Here is a 24069-nt window from a genome sequence, read left to right as displayed (position 1 = left end):
TTTCGATGCGGGTGCAACGCGCGATTCCGCCGATCAGCCACATAGGATACTGATCTAGTGCAGCTTTTTCTGGTTGAGCCGGATCAAGACGCATCGCCGTTGGCGGAACGCCGGTCGCGACGCCTCGTTCTCCCGCCGTGCCGGTCGCGGCCCGCTCGCGTCGCCGCGGGCGCGGCGCGGCGGCCATGCCATCCGGGGAGCGCCATGATCAGCCAAGAGGACGAAGCCTGGATGCGCGAGGCGATCGCGGTCGCCCGCTCCAAGGGCTCGCACCCGTCGACCTCGCCGCTCGGCTGCGTGATCGTGCGCGACGGCGTGGTGATCGCGGCGGAGCGCAACCAGACGCACGAACTGCCCGACGCCACCGCGCATGCCGAGATGATGGCGATCCGCCGCGCCTGCGAAGGCATCGGCGATCTCGAACTGCGCGGCGCGACGCTCTATTCGACGTTGCAGCCGTGCGGCATGTGCACGATGGCATCGATCTGGTCGAAGGTCGGCCGCGTCGTCTACGGCGCCGGCCGCGACGACGTCCATCCGATGTATTTCGAGGCGCGGCACGTCGACACCCTGTCCTTCATCGCCGACGCCTATCGCGACGACATCACGATCGAGGGCGGCTGCCTCGCCGCGGACTGCGCGACGCTCTATTACGGCCCCGACGCCGACCTGCCGAAGGCGGAACAGGCGAATCTGTGAGGCGTGGCCGATTGGCGGCGGGGGGCCGATCGGCGTCCCCCCGTCGTGCCGTCACTAGCAGCGCTCATCCTCGTCGGCGAGCGGTCGCGTGTGCCAGCTTGCGTGAAGCGTCGGTACGGCACCGAAGAGCGCCATCATATAGAAAGCGAATGAGATCAGTTCCTGCTGGGCGACTGCGGCCGACCAGATCTGCATCGCCATGAGGCTGACGGCGAGCCATATGCCGACGAACCCCGCCAGAGCCACGGTCGTCAATCCGACCAGAAGGGAGTCGCGCCGTTGCTGGCGCTCGAATTCGTCCGCCCGTTCGCTGAAGCGGCGCAGTGGGCCCCAGATCGGCATGAGATTGGCGATAGAGAAGCCGACGATGATGAGTACCGAGCCGATCCAGACATCGTGCGCCGGATTTGTGACGCACCAGATCAATCCTCCACTCGCCAGGACCAGCGCCACCACGGGCGGCCAGCGCAGATGCCGCTTGCGCTGCGTGCCCGCCGCCATGGCCGGCACGCCGGTCCACATCACCGACCGATCGAGCCAGGCCAGGAAACGGTGCTGCCGGTCGCTCATTGTTCGACTCCCATTCGCCGGAGGCTGGTGCCTATTGCTTCGAACGGGGTGAGCGAAAAGATTAGCTCCACGGGAACGTGGAACACCGCGGCGACCTTGAGCGCCAATTCGAGGCTCGGCTTATAGTCGCCGCGCTCGAGATAGCCGATCGTCTGGGGATTGACGTCCACGGCCTGGGCAAGCTGCCGGCGCGACAGCCCATGTTCGGCACGGAAGACGGCGATCCTGTTGTACATCTGTTCGCTCGTACCCCTTACCACCCGGATCGTTGTGTTTACACAACGGTTTGGCGGCAAAGTCAATCGCTTATCAGTCTGTGTCATCGAAGAGAAAGCGCTGGCGAACGCCGCTGCGGGTTAGCGCACGATGGGGGAAGGGGGCGGGTCCGGGCGGAAGTGGAGCGTTCGGTCCGGATGGTGGCTTGACGCCCACTCCCGACGTGGCGGCGTTTGATGCGCTCGGATGCGCTCGCCCGTCTGGCACCACCGCTTCGGCTTCACTCCTCAGCGAGCGCGCCCCGAGCCAGAACGCGGCCGCCCGCAGCGTCCGTCGTCACGCGCCCGCCGTCGTTCCGCCGCTATCAGCGACCACCCCGAGCGACCCGCCCTGCCGACCCGCCGCACCTCACATCCGTTCGAATTCCGCATCCTCGGGATCGGCGTCGCCGACGGTGAGGTCGAGCGCGAAGCCGCGGACCTGCGGCGTGTTCGCCTTCTGGCCCGGCTGCGGCGTCAGCAGCCGGGCGGTGCGGACGCCGCGCAGCGCCGGCGGCTGCGGTGCGGCGGGCGGCGTCGGCCGCGGTGCGGCGCGCGGCGTCGCCACCGCGGGCCGCGGCCGGGCGGCATCCGCGCCGGCGCCGGACGCCGCATTGGACGCCGCGGCGGTGGTGCGGAAGAAGGCGATGCCGCGCTGCAGGGCGAGCGCCTGATCGGCGAGCGTCGCGGCGGTCGTGCCGATCGCCTCCGACGCGGCGGCATTCTGCTGCGTCACCGCGTCGAGCTGCTGGATCGCCTCGCTGACCTGACCGGCGCCGACATCCTGTTCGCGACAGGCGGCGCTGATCTCGGCGATCAGTTCGGCGGTGCGGCGGATCTCGGGCACCAGTCGCGTCAGCATCGTCCCCGCCTCGGCCGCCGCGCCGACCGTATCGCCCGACACCGCCGAGATGTCCGCCGCGGCGGCCTGGCTGCGTTCGGCGAGCTTGCGCACCTCCGCGGCGACGACGGCGAAGCCCCGGCCGTGATCGCCCGCGCGCGCCGCCTCGACCGCGGCGTTGAGCGCGAGCAGATCGGTCTGCCGCGCCAGTTCCTGGACGAAGCCGATCTTGTCGGTGATCGTGCGCATCGCGGTGACGGCATGGCTCACCGCCGCGCCGCTGCGCTCCGCCGCCTCGACCGACTGGCGCGCGATCGTCTCGGTGGTGCGCGCATTGTCGGCATTCTGTTTGATGTTGGCGGCCATCTCCTCCATCGCGGCGGAGGCCTGTTCGGCCGCCGCGGCCTGTTCGGTGACGCCCTGGCTCATCTGATCGGCGGAGGACGCCAGATGCTGGCCGATTGCGGCGACCTGGTGCGCGGTGCCGTGCGTGCCGCCGACGACGGTGTTGAGCCGCTGCACCATCAGCGCGAGCGACTGGTCGAGTTCGCTGCCGAGGCCGCCGTAATCGCGTTCGAGCGTCGCCGACAGATCGCCCGCGGCGATCGCGGCGATCACCCGCGACACGTCGCGGAACGCCGCCTCGACCGCCTGCGCGCTGCCCTGCATCCGGCCGACCTCGTCGCGGCGCGCGACCGCGACGGGGGTGACGAGCGTGCCGAGCTGGTCGGCGACCGCGCGCACCGGATCGGCGATCGTCCGGCTCATGCCGACCGCCGCGGCGATCGCGATCAGGATGACGAGGATCGAGCAGATCATCCGCACCCGCACGATGGTGGTCATCGCCGCCGCCTGCTCGGCCCGGCGCATCACCTGCAGCCGGTTCTCCTCGGCCTGGATGGCGTCGAATTCGGCGTTGAGCCGGTCCATGAGCGCACGGCCCGGGCTTTGCAGCGTGATCCGCCGCACCGCATCGATCGTCTGCCCGTCGGCCATCCGGCCGATCGCGGGCTCGACGACATGATCGTGCCAGTCGTCGGCGAGCCGCCGGACCTGGTCGAGCCGCGCCTCCTGCCGCGGATTGTCCGCCAGCAGCCGGCGCGCCTCGTCCAGCGCGGCGGCAAAGTCGCGCCCGCGCTGCCGGTAGGTGTCGAGGAACGACGCATCGCCCGCCAGCAGATAGCCGCGGAAGGCGGATTGCTGGCTGACGATCTCCCCGCTCACCCGACCGAGCGTGACCAGCACCGCATCGCTGTGGACGTTATGCGCGATCGACGCCTTGACCACGTTGGACCGGCCATAGATCACGACCTCGGTGCCGATCACGACCGCGAGCAGGATCGCGAAACAGACGATCAGCTTCCTGGCGATCGACAGATTGGTGAACGCGGTCACGCGCCTGCCCCCGTCACCGGGGCGTGCCGGCGCGGCGCGCCGGAGCGCATCGTAGCGGTATCCTGACGACCGACCCCGGCCCTCGCCATGCCCCCGATACCGCTCGTCGTCCGCATGCCGTCTGCCTTCCGCCGATCACCTGCGCTCATTGTAGCGGCGTCACGTCGCATCCGGGCGCTGCCGGCGATATGCGGCGGAAGCGGGATTGGTCGGCATGGCACCGCCAACCGGTCCGCAGCGATCCCACGATCGACAGCCCGTGCTGCATGCAAGTCCTTGGCAAGACGGACGCCGCCTCTCCGAAGGCGACGACAAGTGTCTGATCCATTTGGAGAAGCGCGACCCATGTAACCATTTTATGACCATTGCGCGATGTGGTCCGAACTTTCTCTATGATCTCCCCATACAGGTGGCGGAGCCGATCCGACGACGCGTCATCGCACAGCCCGGCAACGACCGGCGGGAGGGGACGGATGGATCAACTGCAATCGCCGGTGCCGAACGAGGCGGATCCGGTCGCCGCACCGGGCGACTCCGCGGCGCCCTCGCGCCGGCAATTGGTCGTCGACGGCCTCAGCTTGCTGTCCGCAGCGTCGATCGGTGCGATGCTGGCGGGATGTGGTGAGCGCAATGCGCCGGACAGCAGCGATGCCACCGCGACGGCCCATGCCGCCGCAGCCGAGCCGGCGATCAGCGCGGCGACCGCTGCGGTCGCCCCTGTGCTGCCGCTGCTGCCCCAGCCGGGCGACGCTTTCCAACGGTTGATGGCCTATGCGCCGGACCGCGACGGCGATGCGGTCTATGTCCGCTCGACCGTGCCGCTTGCCCCACGGATCGCCTCGTGGCGGTACGACATCGTCCGCCACACCGACGACGGCCGCCGCGACTGGATCGGGCGGATCGACGGCAGCGCCTTCTACACCCCGACCGCGCTGCCGGCGGGGACCGGCGCGGCGACCATCGCGGTGCAGCCGATCGGCTTCGGCCAGCGCGGCGCGCCGGTGCGCATCCAGGTCTGACCCGCCGCACGGCGGTCCGAGCACACAATCAACACAGAAGGGAGACGGACATGAAGACGATGCCATGGTGGACGTTGCTGGCGGGCGCATCGACGCTCGCGCCGGCGACGGCGGTGGCGCAGCAGCCCGCGGCCGGCGCGGCGACGCCGGCGCAGGACGACGGCGGCACGCACGACATCATCGTCACCGGCATCCGCGCCAGCCTCGCCTCGGCACTGTCGGCCAAGCGGCGGGCCGCCAACGTCATCGACAGCATCTCCGTCGAGGATGCCGGCAAATTCCCGGAGACCAACATCGCCGAATCGCTGCAACGCGTACCCGGGGTACAGGTGGTGCGCGACTCCGGCCTCGGCCTCGGCCAGCAGATCGCGGCGCGCGGACTCGGCCCGGACTTCACCAACGTGCTGCTCAACGGCCGCACCCTGCCCTCGGACACCGGCGCCTAGTCGGCGGATGGCGGCGGCCGCGGACGCAGCTTCAACTTCGACGTGCTGCCCGCCGACATGATCGCGCGGATCGACGTCAACAAGACGATGCTGCCCGGCCTGACCGAAGGCGGCATCGGCGCCACCGTCGACATCCTGACGCCGCGCCCGCTGACCATCGGCAAGACCTATGGCGCGCTGTCGGTCAGCGGCATGCTCGCCGAGCGCGTCCATAACGTCCGCCCCAATGTCAGCGGCCTCTATGCCTGGGTCAATCCGGCGCAGACGTTCGGCATGCTCGTCGCCGGCTCCTACGTCGACATGCGCGCATCGGGCGATTACGCGCGCATCAGCCAGTGGGACGATGCCGACTTCAACGTCATCCGCGGCTCCGCCACCGCGCCGGTGGCGACGACCGAGCGGCTCGCGGGACCGCGCCAGGCGAGCTACGGCACCTATGGCGGCGGCACCAAGCGGACGTTCGGCAGCATCGCGATCCAGTACAAGCCCGCGGCGTCGCTGACGCTCAGCGTCGACGGCTTCTACACGCGGCTCGACCAGCGGATCGACGATTCGATCGTCAACCTCGTCTTCGGCAATACGATCATCAACCCGGTCGTCGACCGGCAGGGCATCGTCACTGCCGGCACCTATCCGGGTCAGGCGTTCCTGCAATCGCCTGCGGTCGCCGCGGTGCTTGCCGGGCGAACGGTGGCGCAGCCGCAGAAGCTGTCGGTGATCCGCGCGCGCGACCGGCTCGCCGAAAGCTATGACGTCGGCGTCAATGCGCTGTGGCGGCCCGCCGCGACGATCACCGTCACCGCCGATCTGTCGCGCGGCCGCGCCAAGGGCGACAAGCGCTTCGATCCCTATGTGCTGATCGGCAATTACGCCGCCAACGACGTCAGCTATGCGCTCGCCCACGCCAGTCCGCAGATCGCGACCAGCGACACGATGTTCACCGACCCCGCCCGGATCCGCTTCGGCTATGCGGGCAATTGGGGCCAGACGGTCGACGACAGGCTGACCGAGGCGCAGCTCGTCGGCCGCTGGCACCATGGTACGAGCGGGCTGACCGGGATCAGCCTCGGCGCCGATTACCAGGATTGCAGCAAGGGGGCAGGACAACGTCAGTTCACGGTCCGATCCCTATGACACGCTGACCTTCCCGGTCGATCCGGCGCTGCTGCGGCCGATGACGCTGGGGCGCGACTTCCTGCGCGGCGCGGTGCAGCCGCCGAGCCACCGAGCCGCCAGTTCTTCGGTTACGATCCGCGCACGCTGATCGCCTGGATGTCGCGCCCCGACCGGCTCAACCGCCGCGGCCAGTATAGCGCCAGCTATCTGCCGACGACGGGTGCCGATAGCACCACGCGCTGTACCGGCAATTGCACGCTGATCCAGTCCGATCTGCAGATCCCCGGCGGCCCGCTCGCGCTCGTCTTCGATCCCGGCGCGAGCTTCTCGACGCGCGAACGCGTCGCGGCGGGCTTCGTCGACGCGACGCTGGCGCACGGGGCCTTGTCGGGCAATGTCGGCGTGCGGATCGTCCATGTCGACACGGTGTCGCACGGCTATGGATCGACGGTGAGCGCGATCACGCTGCCGCCGAGCGGCACCCAATACGTGTTCAGCTATACGCCCGCCGGCCCGCAGGCGCAGGATGCGCATTACACCGCCATGCTGCCCTCGGCCAATGCCGCGCTGGACCTCACCGGCGACCTGATGCTGCGCGGCGCGATCGGCCGCGCGCTGACCCGCGCCGATCTCAACGATCTGCGCTATGGCCAATATTGGGGCGGGGAGCCGGGGCGGCTGACGCTCGGCCTCGGCAATCCGGCACTGAAACCCCAGTTCGCGACCCATTACGACCTGTCGCTCGAATGGTATCTGTCGAAGGTCAGCTACCTCTCGGTCGCCGGCTTCCGCAAAGAGCTCACCAACCTCTTCCAGTCGCGTACCATCGCGGCGAGTTTGCCGATCGCGCTCGAGCGCGTCTTCGTCACCCAGACGGTGAACCAGTCGCTCGGGCGCGTCGACGGCGTGGAGGTGACGGCGCAATATACGCTCGACGCGCGGTTCGGCTGGCTGTCCGGCTTCGGCACGAGTGCCAATTACACGCATGTCCGGCCGCGCCTGCTCGATCAGCCGGGCGCCTGCGGCTTCACCCGCATCTCGCCCGATGCGTACAATGCCAGCGGCTTCTACGACAATAGCCGGCTCGAGGCGCGCGTGTCGTACAATTGGCGTTCGCGCTGGACGATGGCGTGCGACTGGGGCGGCCCCGGCGTCGACCAGATCCACGCCGCCTACGGCCAAGTCGACGTCGCGCTGCGCTACAATTCCAACCCGACGTTGCAGCTGTTCGCCGACATCACCAACCTGACCGACGCCGACAGCCTGATCTATGGCGGCGTGGAATCGCGCTTCATCAACCGCAGCCTGACCTATCGCCGCGTCAACGCCGGCGCGCGGCTGCGCTTCTGACGACACACCCCGCCGGCGGGCTCGCCGCGGCGGGGCGCTGGGCGCGGGGAATGCGCTCACCCCAGCCATTCCGCGGTGAGCGTGCCGTCGTGCCCGTCCGGCGCAAGCGCCGCGCGCAGTGCCGCGAGCAGCGGCGGCAGCGGCTGGGTGAAGGCATAGGGCGGGTTGACGATGAACAGTCCCGCGCCGTTGTAGAGGCCGGGCTGTTCCGCGTCGTACAGCCAGTGCGCGACGTGCAGCAGCTTGGGAAGGCCGAGCCGGCGCAGCTGCGCCGTCCAGCGCGCATGCGTCGCGCGGTCCTTGAGCGGAAACCAGATCATCGTCACGCCATGCGCCCATTTGCGCTGCGCCGCGGCGAGCGTCGCGGTGATCCGCTCGCGCTCGTCGGTCTGCTCATAGGGCGGATCGACCACCACCAGGCCGCGCGGCGTGCGCGTCGGCAGCATCGCCAGCCAGAATTCATAGGCGTCGCGCCGGTGCACCGCCGCGATGTCGCGCATCACGCGGCGCAGCGTCTCGGCGTCCTCGGGATGTTTCTCGTTGAGGATCAGCACGTCCTGCGGTCGCAGCAGCTGCGCGAGCAGCCTTGGCGAACCGGGATAGAAGCGCGGCTCGGCCGTATCGTTCACCGCCTGGACGACGGCGCGATACGCGTCGAGCAACGGGTCCGCCGCGGCGAGCGCGCGCAGCACGCCCTGCGTTGCCTCGCCGGTGCGCTGCGCCGCGTCGCCGGCGAGATTGTACAGGCCGCAGCCGGCATGGGTGTCGATCAGCGTCAGCGCCCCCGGCTTGAGCTGCAGCGCGCGGACCAGCGCGATCAGCAGGCTGTGCTTGACGACATCGGCGCTGTTGCCGGCGTGGAAGGAATGACGATAATTCACGGCGACCCGATATCCTCCACCTCTGTCGTGCCGCCGGGGGCGCAGCGGCCGAAAGGATAGTTGCCCGTAGAAAGTCGCGCGGCCGGCTTCAACGCCCTTGCGCCGCCAGCGGGCGCGCGGCGCCGGGCGCCGGCGTCACGCAGGAATTCGATGACAGCCATCGCGACTCTGCGTTGGACCGGACCGGCCCGATGCGGGTAGGACCCGGGGATGCCGACGGGAAGACGGGCGCCGCAGCGGCGCTGGTCCCGGCGGGCGAGTGGAAAGAAGACGACATGGCTTTGGTTCTGATCACGAGCGGCGTCATCGGTGCGCTGGGGCTGGCGTCCAAGTCGAACACGCGCGCGGCGCGCGAACATGTCCTCAACTACGGCAAGGACTGGCGCGACCAGTCGCGCGCCGGCGAGTGAGCCGCGGCGGCTAGCGGGTCGCCAGCCAGCCGAGCAGCGCGAGCATCAGCAGCGCCCGCCAGCCGCCCTCCGCGCGCAGCAGATAGGCGACGCCGACGATGCCGGCACCGGCCAGCGCGCCGGCCATCGCACGTCCGTCGGCGATGCGGCGCAGCACGACCAGGCCGCCCAGCAACGTCCCCGCGGCATTGGCGATGATCCACAGATACGACCAGCCCGCGCCGATCGCGCCCCAGAGCGGCAGCTTGATCGTCGCTAAGCCGCGCATCCGGCCGGGAAACAGATCGGCGACGAGATGACAGCCGATCCCGAAGCCGAGCCCCGCGGCGATCCCCCAGGTCCGCTGATCGAGCAGCGCCAGCGCCGGGGGCAGGATGCCGTGCAGCAGCGCGCTGCGGTGCCCGAGCCGCAGGCGGCTGTCGAGATCCGGCAGGGTGATCCCCGCCGCGGTCGCGGTGACGACGATCGCGACCAGCCAGCCCGGCCCGTTGCCGCCGACGAAGGCCAGAAGGATCGCGATCAGGAGGAACATCAACGCTGCCATCGGCGCGCGCTACCCGTCCCGTACCCCTTTTGTCCATCATCCGTATCGGCTTTGGTCCGGAGCGCCGCCGGTCGCACGCGCCGGAGAGGCGCGCGTGGTCAGTCCTGCGGCAGGTCGGTCAGCCGGCGTTCGACGCCGTTCCAGAATCGGGTCAGCCGGTCGAGCGCATGCTGGCGGATCCGCTCGATCTCGGCGTGGCTCATCGTCTGGACGCCGGTCGGCCGGAGACTGCCGAAGTCCCGCAACATATGCTGCGCGGTGGCGTGGCAGGCGGCGACCGGATCGGGGTCACCGGCGAGCAGCAGCGCATAGAGGTTTTCGAGCACGAACCCCTGGGCTGCCAGCATCCCGGCCACGGCTTCGGCGAATTCGTCGTTCAAGGGGCCTCTCCGTCTGCCGCTCCTTGCCTGTAGCCCCCTCGCCCGCATCGTTAAAGCGCCAGCAACCATTTGCCGCAATCCGCCGTCGCGCCGGCGGGGTGGCGCAAATCCGCCCGCCCATGACTTGACCGGTGTGTTACACGAATATAGCACATGCAGGCCATCAGAGGGAGGATGCAGCCGGTGACGATCCCGTCCGGCCCGGCGCAGGAGGACGCGGTACCAGTCGGTCTGGACGCGGCGCGCGCCACGCTGCGGGTCGATGCGGCGGGGCTGCACGGCGCGGGGGCGGCGATCCTGGCCGAGGCGATTAGCAGCGCGCGCTACGTGCTGATCGGCGAGGATCATCTGTCGCGTGAGATCCCCGCCTTCACCCTCGGCATCTGTCGGCTGATGGTGCCGGACGGCCTCGACGCGCTTGCGGTCGAGATCGGGCCGGAAGCGGCGCGGCTGGTCGACGCCCATTTGCGGCGCGGCGATCGCCTCGCGCGTCTCGCTGCCGTCCTCACCGCGCATCCCGATGCCTTCGCCTTCCAGAATGGCCGCGACGAAAGCGATATGGCCGCCGCCTGCGCCGCGCTCGCCGGGCCGGACTTTCAGCTCTGGGGCCTCGACCAGGAGTTTCTCGGCGCGCCGGGCTATCTGTTCGAGCAGATGCGCGCGGCACGGCCGGGGCCGATCGCACGCGCGGCGATCGCGCGGCTCGCCGCTGCCGACCGTGCCGCGACGCGCCGGGCCATCGCGAGCGGCGCGGCCGGTGACCTGTTCCTCTATCATGTCGACGACCGGCAACTCGCCGAGACCGATGCGGCGATCCTGCACGACGGGGGCGCGCACGTCGCGGCGCTGTTCGACGCGCTGTGCGAGACGCGTGCCATCTACCTGGGGCAGGAAGAGGACGGCCGCGCCTCCAATTTCCGGCGTGCGCGGCTGATGCAGCGGACGCTGCTCCGCTATCTCGCCGCCCGGCCGCGGCCGCCCCGGCTGCTGTTCAAATTCGGCGCCGTCCATATGGGCAAGGGCATCAATGAGCTCGGGCAACGCGACCTCGGCGATTTCGTCGCCGAACACGCCAGGGAAGAGGGCGTCGGTGCGCTCCATATCGCCGTCTATGGCGCGCGCGGCGTCCGCGCGCTCTACGGGGGCGTCGGCCGGCAGGTCCGCCACCAGCCTTTCGTGCTGACCGACGATGCCGATTACGCATGGCTGGCGCCGGCGCTGCCCTCCGCTGCCGACACCCGGACAGGCGATTGGACGCTGATCGACCTGCGGCGCCTGCGCACGACCGCCTCCCCGCTGCCAAGCCCGGCGTGGCGTGACGCGGTGCACCGCTATGACCTCGTCGTCGTCGCACCGGAGCTGACGCCATCGTCGCTGATCGGCACGCGATAGCGCAACGTTCCTCGCCGTCGCAGCTTGTGCATGTCGGGCGGCGACCTTCCGCCCCGGGGGACGGTTGTGGAACAGACCATTTTGCTGCTCGTCGTCGGCATCGCCGTCGCCGGCGTGTTCGGCCAGTGGCTCGGCTGGAAGCTGAGCGTGCCGGCGATCATCCCGCTGCTGGTGATCGGCGCGCTGCTCGGGCCGGTCGGCGGCATCATCCGGCCGTCCGCCGCGCTCGGCGAGGTGATGCGGCCGGCGATCGGCATGGCGGTGGCGATCATCGTCTTCGAAGGCGGGCTCAACCTCAACCTGCGCGAGCTGCGCTCGGCGGGATCGGGGATCGTCCGCCTCGTCGCGGTGGCGCTGCCGCTCAACTGGCTGATGGGGACGCTCGCCGGTCACTGGGTCGCCGGCCTGTCGTGGCCGGTGGCGATCCTCGTCGGCGCGATCCTCGTCGTCACCGGACCGACGGTGATCATGCCGCTGCTCCGCCAGGCGCGGCTCGAACCGCGCGCCGCGGCCTTCCTGCGCTGGGAGGCGATCGTCAACGATCCGATCGGCGCGACGCTGACGCTGCTCGTGCTGAGCTATCTCACTCTGTCGACGACGATGAGCGGCAGCGCGGCGATCCTCCATCTCGCCTGGCATACCGCGCTCGGCGCGGGACTCGCCGCGGCGCTCGGGCTGGTCGTGCCGTTCGGCATCCGTACGCTGTTCGCGCGCGACCTCGCACCCGAATATCTCAAGACGCCGATCCTGCTCGCCGGCGCGCTCGGCGTCTATGCGGCGGGCGAGGCAATCCAGCCGGAGACCGGCCTCGTCGGCGCGACGCTGTTCGGCGTCGTCCTCGCCAACATCGACGTCACCGGCCTCCAGGAGCTGCGCCGGTTCAAGGAATCGCTCACCGTCTTCCTCGTCTCCGGCCTGTTCATCCTGCTCACCGCCAATATCGATCCGGCGACGATCGCGATGCTGAGCTGGCCGATCGCGATGACGACGCTGGTCATCCTGTTCGTCGTGCGGCCGCTGGCGATCTGGCTGGCGACGATCGGCGCGAAGGCGAGCTGGCGCGAGCGGCTGCTGGTCGGCTGGATCGGGCCGCGCGGCGTCGTCGCCGCGGCGATCGCCGGCGTCGCGGGCGAACGGCTCGCCGAGGCGGGCTATCCCGACGCGCGGCTCGTCCTGCCCCTGGTCTTCGCGGTGATCGCCTCGACGGTACTGCTCCACGGCCTGTCGCTGGCGCCGCTCGCCCGGCGGTTGCAGCTCGCCAGCGGCGGGCGCGGCGGGCTGCTGATCGTCGGCGCGTCGCGCTGGACGGTGCGGCTCGGCGAGGCGCTGCACGGCGCCGGCGTGCCGGTCATCCTCGTCGACCGGTCGGCGCTGGCGCTCAAGGCGGCGCGGCTCGCCGGGCTCAGCACCCTGCGCGTCGAGATCCTGTCGGTGATCGGCGAGGAGGTGGTCGACCTGCGCGACGTCGAACAGATGCTCGCCGCGACCCCGGACGATGCCTATAACGCGCTGGTCTGCACGCGCTTCGCCCCCGAACTCGGGCGCGAGCGTGTCCATCAGCTCGCCACCGAGGGCGCCGGCACGCGGCACGAGGCGGCGCGCGACTGGCGCGGCAAGATCGTCATCGGCGAGGACATGACCTTCCAGCGGCTCGCCGACCTGATGGAGGCAGGCGCGTCGCTGGTCGTCGAACCCTATCGCGAGGCCCCCTCCCCTGCCGCCGCGGCGGACGAGGGATGGCCGGTCGCGCTCGTCCGGCAGGGCGGCGAGCTGGCGTTTCTCGGCGCCGAACATGCGACGACGCCGGGCGACGGCGACCTCGTCGTGCGGCTCTTCCCGGCGCTGCTCGCCCCCGCCGTCGCGGCGAAACGCGGACGGTGGGGCCGGCTGCTGATGCGCCGGCCCACGCCCGCCTGACGAAGACGATCGCTACAGCCCTGACATTCTTCCTTAATCCTTCTGAGGGATGAAGGGCGGAAACGTATACGGTGACAGGGTCGCATGCTGCTCAATCTCTGGCGGGAACGCAAACGCGCACAGGCGGTCCGCGATCTCGACATCCTCGGCTCGGAGCGCGAACCGGCGTTCGATCGGTTCGTCGCCGCCGCCGCGCGCGCGTTCGACGCGCCGATCGCGCTGATGTCGCTGATCCATGACGACCAGCAATGGTTCAAGGCCGGCCACGGCCTCGTCATCGACTGTATCCCGCGCGACAGCGGCTTCTGCAGCTTCACGCTCGACCGCCCCGACGTGTTCGAGACGCACGATCCCGAACATGATCCGCGCTTCGCCCACCTGCCGGTGGTCACTGACGAACCGCATGTCCGTTACTATATCGGCGCGCCGCTGCGCCGGGTGAGCGGCATCGACGTCGGCGCGCTCTGCGTGCTCGACACCAAGCGCCGCGCGCCCGCCTCGGCCGACCAGAAGGCCTATCTGGTCGGTCTCGCCCGCCAGGCGTCAACCGCGATGGAAAACCGGCTCGACCTGCTGCGCCGCGGAGCGGCGGCATGATCCGCGTCGCTCTGTGCATCGGGCAGGAGCATGACCTGCGCCTCGTCCTGCTCGCGCTGCTGATCTGCGTGATCGGCTCGGCCGCGACGGTGCAGCTGTTCCACCGGATCACCGCCAGCGTCGGCTACAGCCGCTTCGGCTGGATCGTGCTGGCGGCGGTCGGCACCGGGACGATGGTCTGGGCGACGCATTTCGTCGCGATGATGGCGTTCCGCGCCTCCGCCCCGGTGGTGCTCGATCCGCTGCTGACGCTCGCCTCGCTGCTCGCCGTGATCGCGCTCGCGATCCCCGGGCTGGCGATCGCGGCGCGGCGCCGGCGCTGGGCGGGCGCGGCGGGCGGCGCGATGATCGGCGCCGGCGTGTCGACGATGCATTATGTCGGCATGGCCGCCTATCGCGTCGACGGCATCGTCACCTGGGACTGGCGCTATGTCGCCGCCTCGGTCGTGCTGTCGAGCGGCATCGCCGCCGCGGCGTTCCAGGTGCTCAACGGGCGTCGGTCCGGGCGCAACGCCACCGCGGTCGGCCTGCTCGCGCTGGCGGTCGCCGCGCTGCATTTCACCGGCATGGCGGCGATGCATATCGCGGTGCTGCGGCTCGGCGCCGGCCTGTCCGACCTGACGATGGTCGCGCTCGCGGTCACCACCACCGTCGCCACCGGCATCATCGTCGGCTGCGCCGCGATCAGCGCGCTGCTCGACGGCCATACCCAGACCGAGGCCTATCGCCGGCTGCGGCGGATGGCGATGCACGACGGCCTCACCGATCTGCCCAATCGCACCAGCTTCATCGAGGAGCTCGAACGCCGCTTCCGGATCCGGGACGGCTATCCGTGCATGGCGGTGATCATGATGGACCTGTCGCGCTTCAAGGTCGTCAACGACACCTATGGCCATCAGGCCGGCGACCAGTTGCTCGTCGCGCTGGCGGCACGGATGGCGGCGATGCTCCAGCCCGGCGAATGTATCGCGCGACTGGGCGGCGACGAATTCGCCGCGGTCGTCTCCTATCATACGCCCGATGCGCTGCACGACTTCCTCGCCCGGCTGCAGGGCTGTACCGCGACCTTCGACTTCGACCGGTTCAGCGCCGCGATCGGCGCCAATATCGGCGTCGCGCTGGCGGTGCACGACGGGTTCGACGCCGATGCGATGCTCGCCAAGGCGGACCTTGCCATGTATCGCGCCAAGTCGGCGCATTCGAACGAACCGTGTTTCTACGACAGCCAGATGGACGATGCGGTGCGCGAGCGGCGCGAGCTGATCGCCGACCTGCGCACCGCGATCGACGCCTCGGCGTTCGAACTCCATTATCAGGTCCAGGCGACGATCCCGTCGGGGGAGATCGCCGGCTATGAGGCGCTGGTCCGCTGGCATCACCCGGTCCGCGGCATGGTGCCGCCGAGCGAGTTTATCCCGCTCGCGGAGAAGAGCGGTGATATCGTCCCGCTCAGCATCTGGATCCTGCGCCAGGCGTGTTTCGAGGCGGCGCTGTGGCCCAACCGGCACAAGGTCGCGGTCAATCTGTCGCCGATCCACCTCGCCGACCCGCGGCTGATCGAGACGGTGTCGTCGGCGTTGGCGGACAGCGGCCTGCCGCCCGAGCGGCTGTCGCTCGAACTCACCGAAAGCGCGATCATCCACGATCGCCGCTTCGCGCTCGAACAGCTCGCCCGGCTGAAGGCGATGGGCATCGCCATCGCGCTCGACGATTTCGGCGTCGGCTATTCGTCGCTCGACGTGCTGCGCGCCTTTCCGTTCGACCGGATCAAGCTCGACGCCTCGTTCGTCGCCGAGATCGAGACGAGCGAACAGGCGGTGTCGATCCTGCGCTCGGTGGCGGCGCTCGGCACGACGCTCAACATGCCGGTGCTCGCCGAAGGGGTGGAGCAGCCCGCGCAACTGTCGATCGTCGCGCGCGAGGGCTGCGGCGCGATCCAGGGCTATCTGATCGGCAAGCCGTCGCGGACGCTCGCCGATGCCGAGCAGGTCCGCCGGATCATGGCGCTCAAGCCGCAGATCGTTTCCGACGCCGACGCCGACGTCGCCTGACGCGGGAGCGGCGCGGGAAGGGCGCGGGAAGCCATTCGGTTTGGTCCGGCCGCGTGTCGGCCGGATGAGATCAACATCCGTCCGAGCTATCGAACTGTTCCAGCGCAGGCGGGAGCCCGATGCTCTTGCCGGCGTCGATGCTCTGCTTGGCCAGGGGATTCGCGCCTGCGCGAGACCTTTGCGACAGTTTCGAAACCGCCCCGGCGCAGGCCGGGGCCCAGTTGGGAGGCCGTTGTAACCAACTGCAGGGCTTCACCAACTGGACCCCGGCCGGCGCCGGGGTGGTACGTAAGCAGGTCAGGTTGCGACTTTCGCAGAGGTCTCGCCTGCGCGGGAATATCGGTGCCGGCTGACACGACGCTGGTCGCCCGCTGAATGGGGGTGGATCGAGCCTGCATCATGCCGGCTCGTGCGGCATCCGCTCGACAAAGCAGATCCGGTATCCCCGTGCGGCCCCCGAACCACCCGGCATCGTGCCGGATACGCTTCAACATCGGAGGCTTCCGCAAAACCGCTTGCCCGATTGAATCTCGTCGTGACATACAGCGGCCGTCAAGCTTCAAACCGCTGATCGGACCGCGCCATGAATGCAATCGTCACGCAGATTGGCGATCTCGCCGATGCCGGCGAACGGATGATCGAACGCCTGCGCCGCAAGGCCTTCCTTCCCGAAAGCCGCAAGGGGCTCAACGTCCGCTTCGGCATCGCCGAGGCGGCGCAATTGCTCGGCTGTTCGACCAACCGCATCCGCATGGCGGAGGAGGACGGCCGCCTGCCCCCCGCCCCCGCCGCGGACAATGGCCGGCGGCTCGGCTATACCGTCGGCGAGCTGCTCCATATGCGGCAAGTCCTCGGCGCCTCGCCGGCGCGGGGGGACAGCGACGTGCCGGCGGTGATCGCGGTGCAGAATTTCAAGGGCGGCGTCGGCAAGTCGACCGTGACCACGCATCTCGCGCATTATTTCGCGGTCCAGGGCTATCGCGTGCTCGTCGTCGATTGCGACAGCCAGGCGACGACGACGACGCTGTTCGGCTTCAACCCGCATTTCAACATCACCCGCGAAGAGACGCTCTACCCCTATCTGTCGATCGACCCGACGCAGAGCGACCTCGATTATGCGGTCAAGCCGACGCCCTGGCCCAATGTCGATCTGATTCCGTCCAACCTCGAACTGTTCGACGTCGAATATGAACTCGCCGCTGCGGGAAGCGACGGCGGCTCGGTGCTGGCGGCGCGGTTCCGCAAGCTCAAGAAGGGGCTGATCGAGCTCGCCGGCCATTATGACGTGGTGCTGCTCGATCCGCCGCCCGCGCTCGGCACGATCAGCCTCGCGGTGATGCAGGCGGCCAATGCGCTGCTCGTCCCGCTCGCCGCGACGACGCCCGATTTCTGCTCGACGGTGCAGTTCCTGTCGATGATGGATCAGGTGCTCCAGCAGCTCGCCGGCGCGGGGATCGCGGTCGATTACAGCTTCGTGCGGCTGATCTGTTCGAAGTTCGACGGCAATGACCCGAGCCATGCGATGGTTCGCGCGATCATGGAGCAGAGCTTCGGCCCGGCGCTGCTGCCGGTGCCGATCCTCGAATCGGCGGAGATCAGCCACGCGGCGATGCGGATGATGACCGTCTACGAACTCGACAAGCCGATCGGCACCGCCAAGACCCACAAGCGCAGCCGCGCCAATCTCGATGAGGCGATGGGGCAGATCGAGCAGCTCGTCCGCCAGGGCTGGGGCCGCGTCGCGCCGGCGGATGAGGCGGTGCTCTATGCCGGATGATTTCGCTGTCCTATTCGCCATCGTTCCCGTTATGTCCCGCGCGGAGGTGAGTCATGGCGCGTAAGCAATCCGATTATCTGGCAGCCTTACTGTCCGAAGAGCCGGCCCCCGATACCCCCGCCCCCGCCGCGGCGAGCGAACGCCCGCCCGAGCGGCTGCGCGGCACCACCCTGCTCGGTCGCGAGTCCGCGCTGGCGCGGGTCGCGTCGGGCGAGGTGCGGCAGGTGACGCAATTGCTGCTCGATCCGGCGCGGGGGCGCGTCTGGCCGGGCAATGCGCGCTCCTATGCGCATCTCGACGAGGCGCGCTGCCGCGAGCTGATCGATTCGATCATCGCCGAGGGCGGGCAGAAGGTGCCCGCGGTGGTGCGCCGGATCGAGGGCGATGCCGATCACGATTATGAGGTGATCGCGGGGACGCGACGGCATTGGTCGATCAGCTGGCTGCGCGGCCATTCCTACCCGGACATGATGTTCGTCGCGCAGGTCGTCGCACTCGACGACGAGGCGGCCTTTCGCCTTGCCGATCTCGAGAATCGCGCGCGCGCCGACGTCTCGGATCTCGAACGCGCACGCAATTACGCCGCCGCGCTGACGCTGCATTACGGCAATCATGCCAGCCGGATGGCGGAGCGGCTCAAGGTCTCCAAGGGCTGGCTGTCGAAGATGCTGCGCGTCGCCAGCCTGCCCGAAGAGATCGTCGATGCCTTCGCCTCGCCCGCCGAGGTGCAGCTCAAGAGCGGCTATGCGATCGCCCAGGCGCTCGGCGACCGCAGCACCGCGGCGCGGATCATGGCGACCGCCAAGGCGCTGGCACGCGACCAGCAGCAGCGTCGCGCCCAGGGTCTCGTCCCCCTGCCCGCCGCCGATGTCGCGCGCCGGCTGCTTGCCGCACCGCAGGATGGCGACGACGCCCCGCCCTATGTCTGGACCGGTCCGCAGGGGCGCGCGGCGCTCACCGTGCAGACGATCAACCGCCAGGGTATGACGATCCGCCTCCACGCCGGCGCCGGCGCCGATGCCGCAATGCTCGCCGACGCGCTGCGCGCGGCGCTCACCGCGCTCGAGGCGGAAGGACGCGGACTGCCGCTGTGAGCGGCGCGCTGCCCGAGGTTTCCCCGGGGAAACACGCTCGAGCGGCGGGGTGCCCGGGCTGGTGTGGGCACGTAGTTTCCCCGGGGAAACTTCGATTGGCGGATGAGGTCGAAATGGGCGGATCGGGCTGTTTCGCCGCGCCGGACGTGGCGGGGCGGTGCCGGGACGCGTGGGTGGCCGGGGGCGATCTGTTCGCGTCGCCGGTTGGCGGGCCAGCTACTCCCAATCGGAGGAGCGCCCGGTCTGCCCCCCTGCCCTCGTACGGACATTGGCGGCTGCTGGACCGGGCGGGCGTTGGACCGACACGGGCATCGTTCTCGGTCCGCACGGGCGGTGAGATACAGGAACAAGCCCTGTTCCTACTGCTTGGTGTTGCCGGTCCTCCGTCCCAAGCTTCGTTGGCGCTGGCTGAACCGCGGTTTGCCTGTCCAACGGAGGCGATCACCATCTCGCCCTGTCCGACCGTGACGGCTTACGGCGACGACCCTCCGCTCCCCGCGGATGTTCGGACTGTCGCTCGGGCGAAGCAACTCCAAATCCCCCTCTGTCATGCCGGACTCGTATCCGCATCAACGGCTCCGCAAGAGCATCAGGCGTCGTCATTGTGGCGCGGTGGGCCCGGGAAACAGTCCGGGGTGACGCTACGCGGTTGGCGCCGGGCGGAACATCGCAAACGCCCTGCATTGGCGGGGTGCCAGCAGCCAAGTAGTGCCGCGGGTGTCCACCAACACACGCCACGGGCTGCTTGCGTTGCGCGACCCTTGCCGTGTCTCACCACGAACACGCGCGATGCCGAAGTTTCCCCGGGGAAACATCCGGCGACAGCGGCGGACCTCTTCGGATGGGTGGCGGTTTCCCCCGGGGAAACACGTTCTGAACGTCCGCATGGCTCGGCCGCCGAAGGATGCCATCGTCATGGTCGACGACTCCGCTCGAAAGTTCAGGCAGGACCACACCGCCGACGTCGCGAGGGCTCGCATCTATACGGATGCGACGACGTCGCCGGAAAAAGGCCGTGGCCTCTGCCCATCCGCCGGTCAGGCAGAGCCAATGCATCGCGCTACCCGCGCTTATTTGCCTGCGAGCAAGGCATCCCCCTGCCCTCACCCTCATGGGTCCAGCGAAGCGCCGCCCACACCATCGCCGCGTCACCGATCGAGGCCGCAGCATCTCGCCCTGTCGTCTGTTCGATCGATGCTGTGCCGCTTCCGTCACGGAAGACATCGACGAGCGCACCCAAAAGACGCGCCCGCCCCCCCCTTCCCGCGTCGAATGTGTTTCCCTGGGGAAACATCGTCGTCGCCAAGCCCGCCGCGCCACGTCGTTCGCCTCAAGGCGAGACCACACAGAGCCCGCCACCCCCAGGCTGCGGCGGCGATCCGCACCGGCAGATCGCGACCAGATGACCCACCTATGCCACTCTCTCGCGGAAGCGGACGAACGATGACCCGACCCAGCGCCCTCCAGCTGCATCCCGCCCGCACGACGCCGGGCGCGCGCGCCACACCGTACCGTCACGCGGCCCGACACGTTTCCCCGGGGAAACCATCCCGCCGGGTTTCCCCGGGGAAACACGGGGTCCGGCAATGACCGGCGGCAAGCCCGAGGGCAGCTCCGACCAGTTCGACCTGTTCCTCCCCTATCTCGCCGATCTGCCGCTGCGCGATCAGCGCGAGATGATGGAGCGGCCGTTCTTCAGCCTCGCCAAGTCGAAACGGGTCAAGCCGATCGACTATCGCAGCCCCGACGGCAAATCCTGGGTCCATGTCTCGGCCAATGCCGATTACGGCATGGCGACGATCTGGGACGCCGATATCCTGATCTATTGCGCGAGCGTGCTCGCCGACATGGCGCGGCGCGGCGTCAACGACGTGCCGCGCAAGCTGCATCTGATGCCCTATGACCTGCTGCGCGCGATCGGCCGGCCGACGACGGGGCGCGCCTATGAGCTGCTCGGCCAGGCGCTCGACCGGCTGGTGGCGACGACGATCAAGACCAACATCCGTGCCGAGAACCGCCGCGAGGCGACCTTCTCGTGGCTCGACGGCTGGACGCAATTGGTCGACGCCAAGACCGAACGGTCGCGCGGCATGACGATCGAATTGTCGAACTGGTTCTGGGAAGGCGTGATGATGACCGGGGGCGTGCTGTCGATCGACCGCGCCTATTTCGACCTCACCGGCGGGCGCGAACGCTGGCTGTACCGCGTCGCGCGCAAACATGCCGGCGGGGCAGGCGAGGGGGGCTTTGCGATCGCCATGCCGACCTTGTTCGAAAAGTCGGGCGCGGAGGGGCAATACCGCCGCTTCAAGTTCGAGATCGCCAAGATCGCCGAGCGCGACGAGCTGCCCGGTTTCGCGCTGACGCTGGAACAGGCCGGCGACAAGCGCGAACCGCTGCTGCGGATGCGGCGCCGGCCGGAGGCGCAGCGCGTCACCTCGGTGAGCGCAGGCGAGGGGGCCGCGCCACCCGCCGTCGCGCCTGCCGCGCCCGCGCCCCCTTCGCCCGAGCGGACCGAGCAGCTGGTCGATGCCGCCGCGGCGATCCGGCGCAGCGTCAGCCGTCTCGCCAGCCGCGCGCACGATGGCGAGATCACCGCGGCGACGCTGGCGACGTTGCGCGCCGAATGTCCGGGCTGGGACTATCAGACGCTGCATGCCGAGTTCCGCACCTGGATCGACGCCGATCCGGCACGCACCCCGGTCAATTACCAGGCGGCGTTCGTCGGCTATGTCCGCCGCTGGGACGCCAAGCACCGGCACGACCTCGGCCGCTGAGCCGCCATGCAAGCGCGCCGCGTTCCCGAAGTGTCGGCGCGGCGGATGCCGGTCCGTCTGCGCGAAACCGCATTGGCGGCGCTGGTCGCCGAAATGAACCTCCCGGATGGAGTGACCCGGAAAAGTGATTCAATCGAGGGCGTGGAATTTCCGGCTTTCGCCGGCCGTCGACCTATCGGGAACGTCGTGTCGATCCTTCGGGAACGTCCCTCGACCCTTCGGGAACGATGCAACGATCCTTCGGGAACGGCCCCGTCGATCCTTCGGGAACGAACCACCGATCCTTCGGGAACGGCAGGGTGGTCGCGAATCGCCGGAATCGCTGCGATTCCTGCCGTTCCCACGGCGCTTAACCTTCTAACCTTATCTCTAACCCTCTAACCAAGCGGAGATGGTTCGATTGAGAGGGGGATAGAAGCCCGCGCCGCCACCGCAGCGCGATACAGACAGGACGGCATGCCGGATCACCGGCAGGGCAGGGGGCCTGACCGCCGGCCGATACGGGGGTCGCGGCCGGCGACCCCCACAGATGGCGCTACAGCGCCGCGCTGGCGCGCAGGAGGACGGTCCGCCCCGGCGCCATATAATCCTTCTGGTAGCTCACATGGTCGCCCTTGGTGGTGTAATAGCGCCAGTCGTCGCCGAGATTGGCAATGTCGAGATCGAGCGCGACGCCGCGGGCGAGCGTGTACCGGCTATGGAAGTCGATGCTGCGATTGGGCTGCACCCATTTGTCGACCGCATTGTCGCGCAGATCCTCTATATATTTGCCGCGATAGGCATAGGAGAGTTTCAGCTCGACGCCGTATTTCTGATAGGTGAGCGCGGCATTGTACAACAGATGCGGTGTATTGACGAAGCGCATCGTTACGCCGTGACGATAGGCTTGGCCACTGTCCGCGGCACTGTGCTGGAGCGTGACATTGCCCTCGACGCCGAAACCATCGAACGGCGCGGCGAGCCCGGCCAGTTGCTTAATGACGCCGAGCTCCATGCCATAGACCTGCGCGCTCTTGCCGTTCTGCGGCTGGGTGATCTCGATCGTAGGAGTCGGCAGCGTGGGTCATCGCGGCCAACTGACTGTCAGACGGCGACGTAGCGTCATCCGCACGACGCAAACCAGGTGAATATCCTGCCGCAACGAATATCGCGATCGTCGAGAAGCCGGATTGCGCCAATATTTGGCCGGTCCGCGACCTGTGGCCGCTGGCGGCGAGCGACGGCTGGTACGACCTCACCGTCACCTGCACAGCGGACGCACAGGCGCTGTGGCGCTATGCCGGCAAGGTCGAGACCGGGCGGCAGGGGCGCACCGATCCCGCGATCGGCACGATGCGGCTGTGAGGCGGAGGGGCCCCTAGCGCGCCACCGGCTGCCGCAGCCGCGCCTCGGTCAGCGCGACGAAGGAGGCGAACGGGCAGCGCGCCGGGCAGCCGGGGATCGCCACCGCGGCACGATGCGGCGCCACGCCGCGGGTCAGCGGGGTGAGCGCGCGGACCTGCGCCATCGTCTGCGCCTGGCTGAACGCGCGGACGTAGCGCGCGCCGTCGGCGCCGCGCACCAGCTCGAAGCCGAGCGCGCCGCCCGGCGCGATATCGTCGCGCGGATAGTCCGCCATCGTCCAGTGCAGGTCGTAGAAGCCGCCGAGCGCGGCGAGATTGGTGTCATGCCCGAACAGCAAGGTGATGCGCCCGCTGCGCCCCGCCAGCGCATCGACGATCCGCCGGGCGAGCGGCGCGGCGAGCCGCTGCGCGACATAGGGCGGGCGCGTCTCGTAGCGGAACTTGATCGGGTGGAAGCGCAGCATGGTGCGGATGTCGGCGGCCGAGGCGCGGCCCCAGCCGACCTGCGCCATCGGCATGGCTTCGAGATATTGCAGCAGGATCGTCTGGCCCGCGGTCGAGGCGAAGCTGAGCGCGCCCTTGAGGTCGGGCTTGTCGCCCGGCACGGCGACGAGGTGCGAGACGCGGTCGGCCGCGGTGCATGCCGAAGCGCCGCGCCCGCAGGCCTTGCCGGGGCAGCAGCCGGTGACGTGTTCGAGCACGCGGAAGGCGTCGGCATTGGCGACCGCCTCGGCCGCGATCCCGCCCGCCGGCGCCTGCCGCAGCGCTGCGGCACGCGCGGTGTCGCCGTCGATCGCGAGGCCGGCGTCGGCGGGGTGGAAGGTCGCATCCTCGTCTTCGCTGGCGGGATGATCGAGCGGCACCGCGCAGCCCGGCGTCAGCGCGGCGAGAAAGGCGCGGCCGGTCGTGATCGCGCGCGCCGCGCGGCTCGCCCGGGCGCTGATCGCGGCGGGGGCGCAGCCGCTGGCGGGGAGCAGCCCCTGCCGCACCCACAAGGCGCGGTCATAGGCGCCGAGCCGGCCGACCGCCGCGGCGCCGTGGGGGGTGAGGTCGCCCGCCGGTGTCGACCAGGCGGGCCAGGCTTGCGCGGTGGTGCCCGCCGGGGTGGCGGGGAATTTGGTCGACGGCCGCACCCCGTGGCGCATCAGCAGCACGACACGCTCGACCGTCTCGCCGCGCGCCGCGGCGAGGATATGCTGGTAGGTCATCGCTCTCC

22 protein-coding genes are annotated in these 24069 nt (G+C 69.4%); 14 read left to right on the top strand and 8 right to left on the bottom strand.

Annotated features, from left to right (window positions below):
- Positions 1-204: 204 nt before the first annotated feature.
- Complete coding sequence (locus BW41_RS09070; protein ID WP_037533813.1) at positions 205-699, top strand: nucleoside deaminase; 495 nt, start codon at positions 205-207, stop codon at positions 697-699.
- Positions 700-753: 54 nt separating this feature from the next.
- Here the strand turns inward: BW41_RS09070 and BW41_RS09075 are convergent, their stop codons facing one another.
- From BW41_RS09075 to BW41_RS09085, 3 genes are all read right to left on the bottom strand, one after another.
- Positions 754-1269 carry a hypothetical protein gene (locus BW41_RS09075; RefSeq protein ID WP_037533811.1) on the bottom strand — a complete coding sequence of 172 codons (516 nt, stop codon included), beginning with the start codon at positions 1267-1269 and terminating at the stop codon, positions 754-756.
- Positions 1266-1505, bottom strand: coding sequence for a helix-turn-helix transcriptional regulator (locus BW41_RS09080; protein ID WP_037533809.1), 240 nt, complete (start codon positions 1503-1505; stop codon positions 1266-1268). Before BW41_RS09080 ends, BW41_RS09075 begins: the two co-directional genes overlap by 4 nt.
- A 388-nt stretch (positions 1506-1893) precedes the next feature.
- Positions 1894-3759 (bottom strand): methyl-accepting chemotaxis protein, encoded by a 1866-nt coding sequence (locus tag BW41_RS09085; protein ID WP_081793001.1) that lies wholly within the window; start codon positions 3757-3759, stop codon positions 1894-1896.
- Between the two features lie 473 nt (positions 3760-4232).
- Here BW41_RS09085 and BW41_RS09090 point away from each other — a divergent pair, with 473 nt between their 5' ends.
- The 4 genes from BW41_RS09090 to BW41_RS09105 all read left to right on the top strand — a co-directional run bounded on the left by BW41_RS09090 (position 4233) and on the right by BW41_RS09105 (position 7690).
- On the top strand, positions 4233-4778 hold the full coding sequence (locus BW41_RS09090) for a hypothetical protein (protein ID WP_037533807.1): 546 nt from the start codon (positions 4233-4235) through the stop codon (positions 4776-4778).
- Between the two features lie 50 nt (positions 4779-4828).
- Positions 4829-5224: a TonB-dependent receptor plug domain-containing protein gene (locus BW41_RS09095; RefSeq protein ID WP_037533805.1), complete on the top strand. Its 396-nt coding sequence runs from the start codon at positions 4829-4831 to the stop codon at positions 5222-5224.
- Between the two features lie 42 nt (positions 5225-5266).
- Positions 5267-6358: a hypothetical protein gene (locus tag BW41_RS09100; RefSeq protein ID WP_037533804.1), complete on the top strand. Its 1092-nt coding sequence runs from the start codon at positions 5267-5269 to the stop codon at positions 6356-6358.
- 138 nt (positions 6359-6496) lie between these two features.
- Positions 6497-7690, top strand: a complete 1194-nt coding sequence (locus tag BW41_RS09105) for a TonB-dependent receptor domain-containing protein (RefSeq protein WP_037533802.1) — start codon at positions 6497-6499, stop codon at positions 7688-7690.
- A gap of 56 nt (positions 7691-7746) precedes the next feature.
- On the opposite strand, the gene BW41_RS09110 is transcribed toward BW41_RS09105, so the two are convergent.
- A complete protein-coding gene (locus tag BW41_RS09110; RefSeq protein WP_037533800.1) occupies positions 7747-8571 on the bottom strand; it encodes a 23S rRNA (adenine(2030)-N(6))-methyltransferase RlmJ in 825 nt (274 codons plus the stop codon).
- 275 nt (positions 8572-8846) lie between these two features.
- Between BW41_RS09110 and BW41_RS21945 the strand changes: the two genes are divergently transcribed.
- Positions 8847-8981 (top strand): hypothetical protein, encoded by a 135-nt coding sequence (locus BW41_RS21945; protein ID WP_268747110.1) that lies wholly within the window; start codon positions 8847-8849, stop codon positions 8979-8981.
- A gap of 10 nt (positions 8982-8991) precedes the next feature.
- Here BW41_RS21945 and BW41_RS09120 read toward each other — a convergent pair whose 3' ends face one another.
- Together BW41_RS09120 and BW41_RS09125 are read right to left on the bottom strand one after the other, a co-directional pair.
- A complete protein-coding gene (locus tag BW41_RS09120; RefSeq protein ID WP_152542225.1) occupies positions 8992-9513 on the bottom strand; it encodes a hypothetical protein in 522 nt (173 codons plus the stop codon).
- Between the two features lie 110 nt (positions 9514-9623).
- Entirely contained in the window at positions 9624-9905 is a 282-nt protein-coding gene (locus tag BW41_RS09125) for a hypothetical protein (protein ID WP_037533794.1), read from the bottom strand.
- 183 nt (positions 9906-10088) lie between these two features.
- On the opposite strand from BW41_RS09125, the gene BW41_RS09130 reads away from it, so the two are divergent.
- The 7 genes from BW41_RS09130 to BW41_RS09165 all read left to right on the top strand — a co-directional run bounded on the left by BW41_RS09130 (position 10089) and on the right by BW41_RS09165 (position 21510).
- Positions 10089-11297 carry a hypothetical protein gene (locus tag BW41_RS09130; RefSeq protein ID WP_152542224.1) on the top strand — a complete coding sequence of 403 codons (1209 nt, stop codon included), beginning with the start codon at positions 10089-10091 and terminating at the stop codon, positions 11295-11297.
- Positions 11298-11363: 66 nt separating this feature from the next.
- Complete coding sequence (locus BW41_RS09135) at positions 11364-13214, top strand: cation:proton antiporter (RefSeq protein ID WP_081793000.1); 1851 nt, start codon at positions 11364-11366, stop codon at positions 13212-13214.
- 84 nt (positions 13215-13298) lie between these two features.
- Complete coding sequence (locus tag BW41_RS09140; protein ID WP_037533790.1) at positions 13299-13811, top strand: GAF domain-containing protein; 513 nt, start codon at positions 13299-13301, stop codon at positions 13809-13811.
- Entirely contained in the window at positions 13808-15862 is a 2055-nt protein-coding gene (locus tag BW41_RS09145) for a putative bifunctional diguanylate cyclase/phosphodiesterase (RefSeq protein ID WP_037533788.1), read from the top strand. The genes BW41_RS09140 and BW41_RS09145 overlap by 4 nt, the downstream gene beginning before the upstream one ends.
- A 583-nt stretch (positions 15863-16445) precedes the next feature.
- Positions 16446-17639 (top strand): AAA family ATPase, encoded by a 1194-nt coding sequence (locus BW41_RS09155; RefSeq protein ID WP_037533784.1) that lies wholly within the window; start codon positions 16446-16448, stop codon positions 17637-17639.
- 53 nt (positions 17640-17692) lie between these two features.
- Positions 17693-18733 (top strand): ParB/RepB/Spo0J family partition protein, encoded by a 1041-nt coding sequence (locus BW41_RS09160; protein ID WP_037533782.1) that lies wholly within the window; start codon positions 17693-17695, stop codon positions 18731-18733.
- 1586 nt (positions 18734-20319) lie between these two features.
- Complete coding sequence (locus tag BW41_RS09165) at positions 20320-21510, top strand: replication initiator protein A (RefSeq protein WP_037533780.1); 1191 nt, start codon at positions 20320-20322, stop codon at positions 21508-21510.
- 535 nt (positions 21511-22045) lie between these two features.
- On the opposite strand, the gene BW41_RS09170 is transcribed toward BW41_RS09165, so the two are convergent.
- Entirely contained in the window at positions 22046-22504 is a 459-nt protein-coding gene (locus tag BW41_RS09170) for a TonB-dependent receptor (protein ID WP_037533778.1), read from the bottom strand.
- Between the two features lie 86 nt (positions 22505-22590).
- On the opposite strand from BW41_RS09170, the gene BW41_RS22045 reads away from it, so the two are divergent.
- Positions 22591-22854, top strand: a complete 264-nt coding sequence (locus BW41_RS22045) for a phospholipase domain-containing protein (protein ID WP_152542229.1) — start codon at positions 22591-22593, stop codon at positions 22852-22854.
- Between the two features lie 13 nt (positions 22855-22867).
- On the opposite strand, the gene BW41_RS09175 is transcribed toward BW41_RS22045, so the two are convergent.
- The coding region (locus BW41_RS09175; RefSeq protein ID WP_037533820.1) for a histidine-type phosphatase at positions 22868-24069 on the bottom strand (1202 nt) is incomplete at its 5' end.

Source organism: Sphingomonas sp. RIT328, from assembly GCF_000632225.1.
In the GTDB taxonomy this organism is placed as follows: domain Bacteria; phylum Pseudomonadota; class Alphaproteobacteria; order Sphingomonadales; family Sphingomonadaceae; genus Sphingomonas; species Sphingomonas kyungheensis.
Note: the sequence above shows the minus strand (reverse complement) of the source record. Positions and strands in the feature narration are given on the sequence as shown.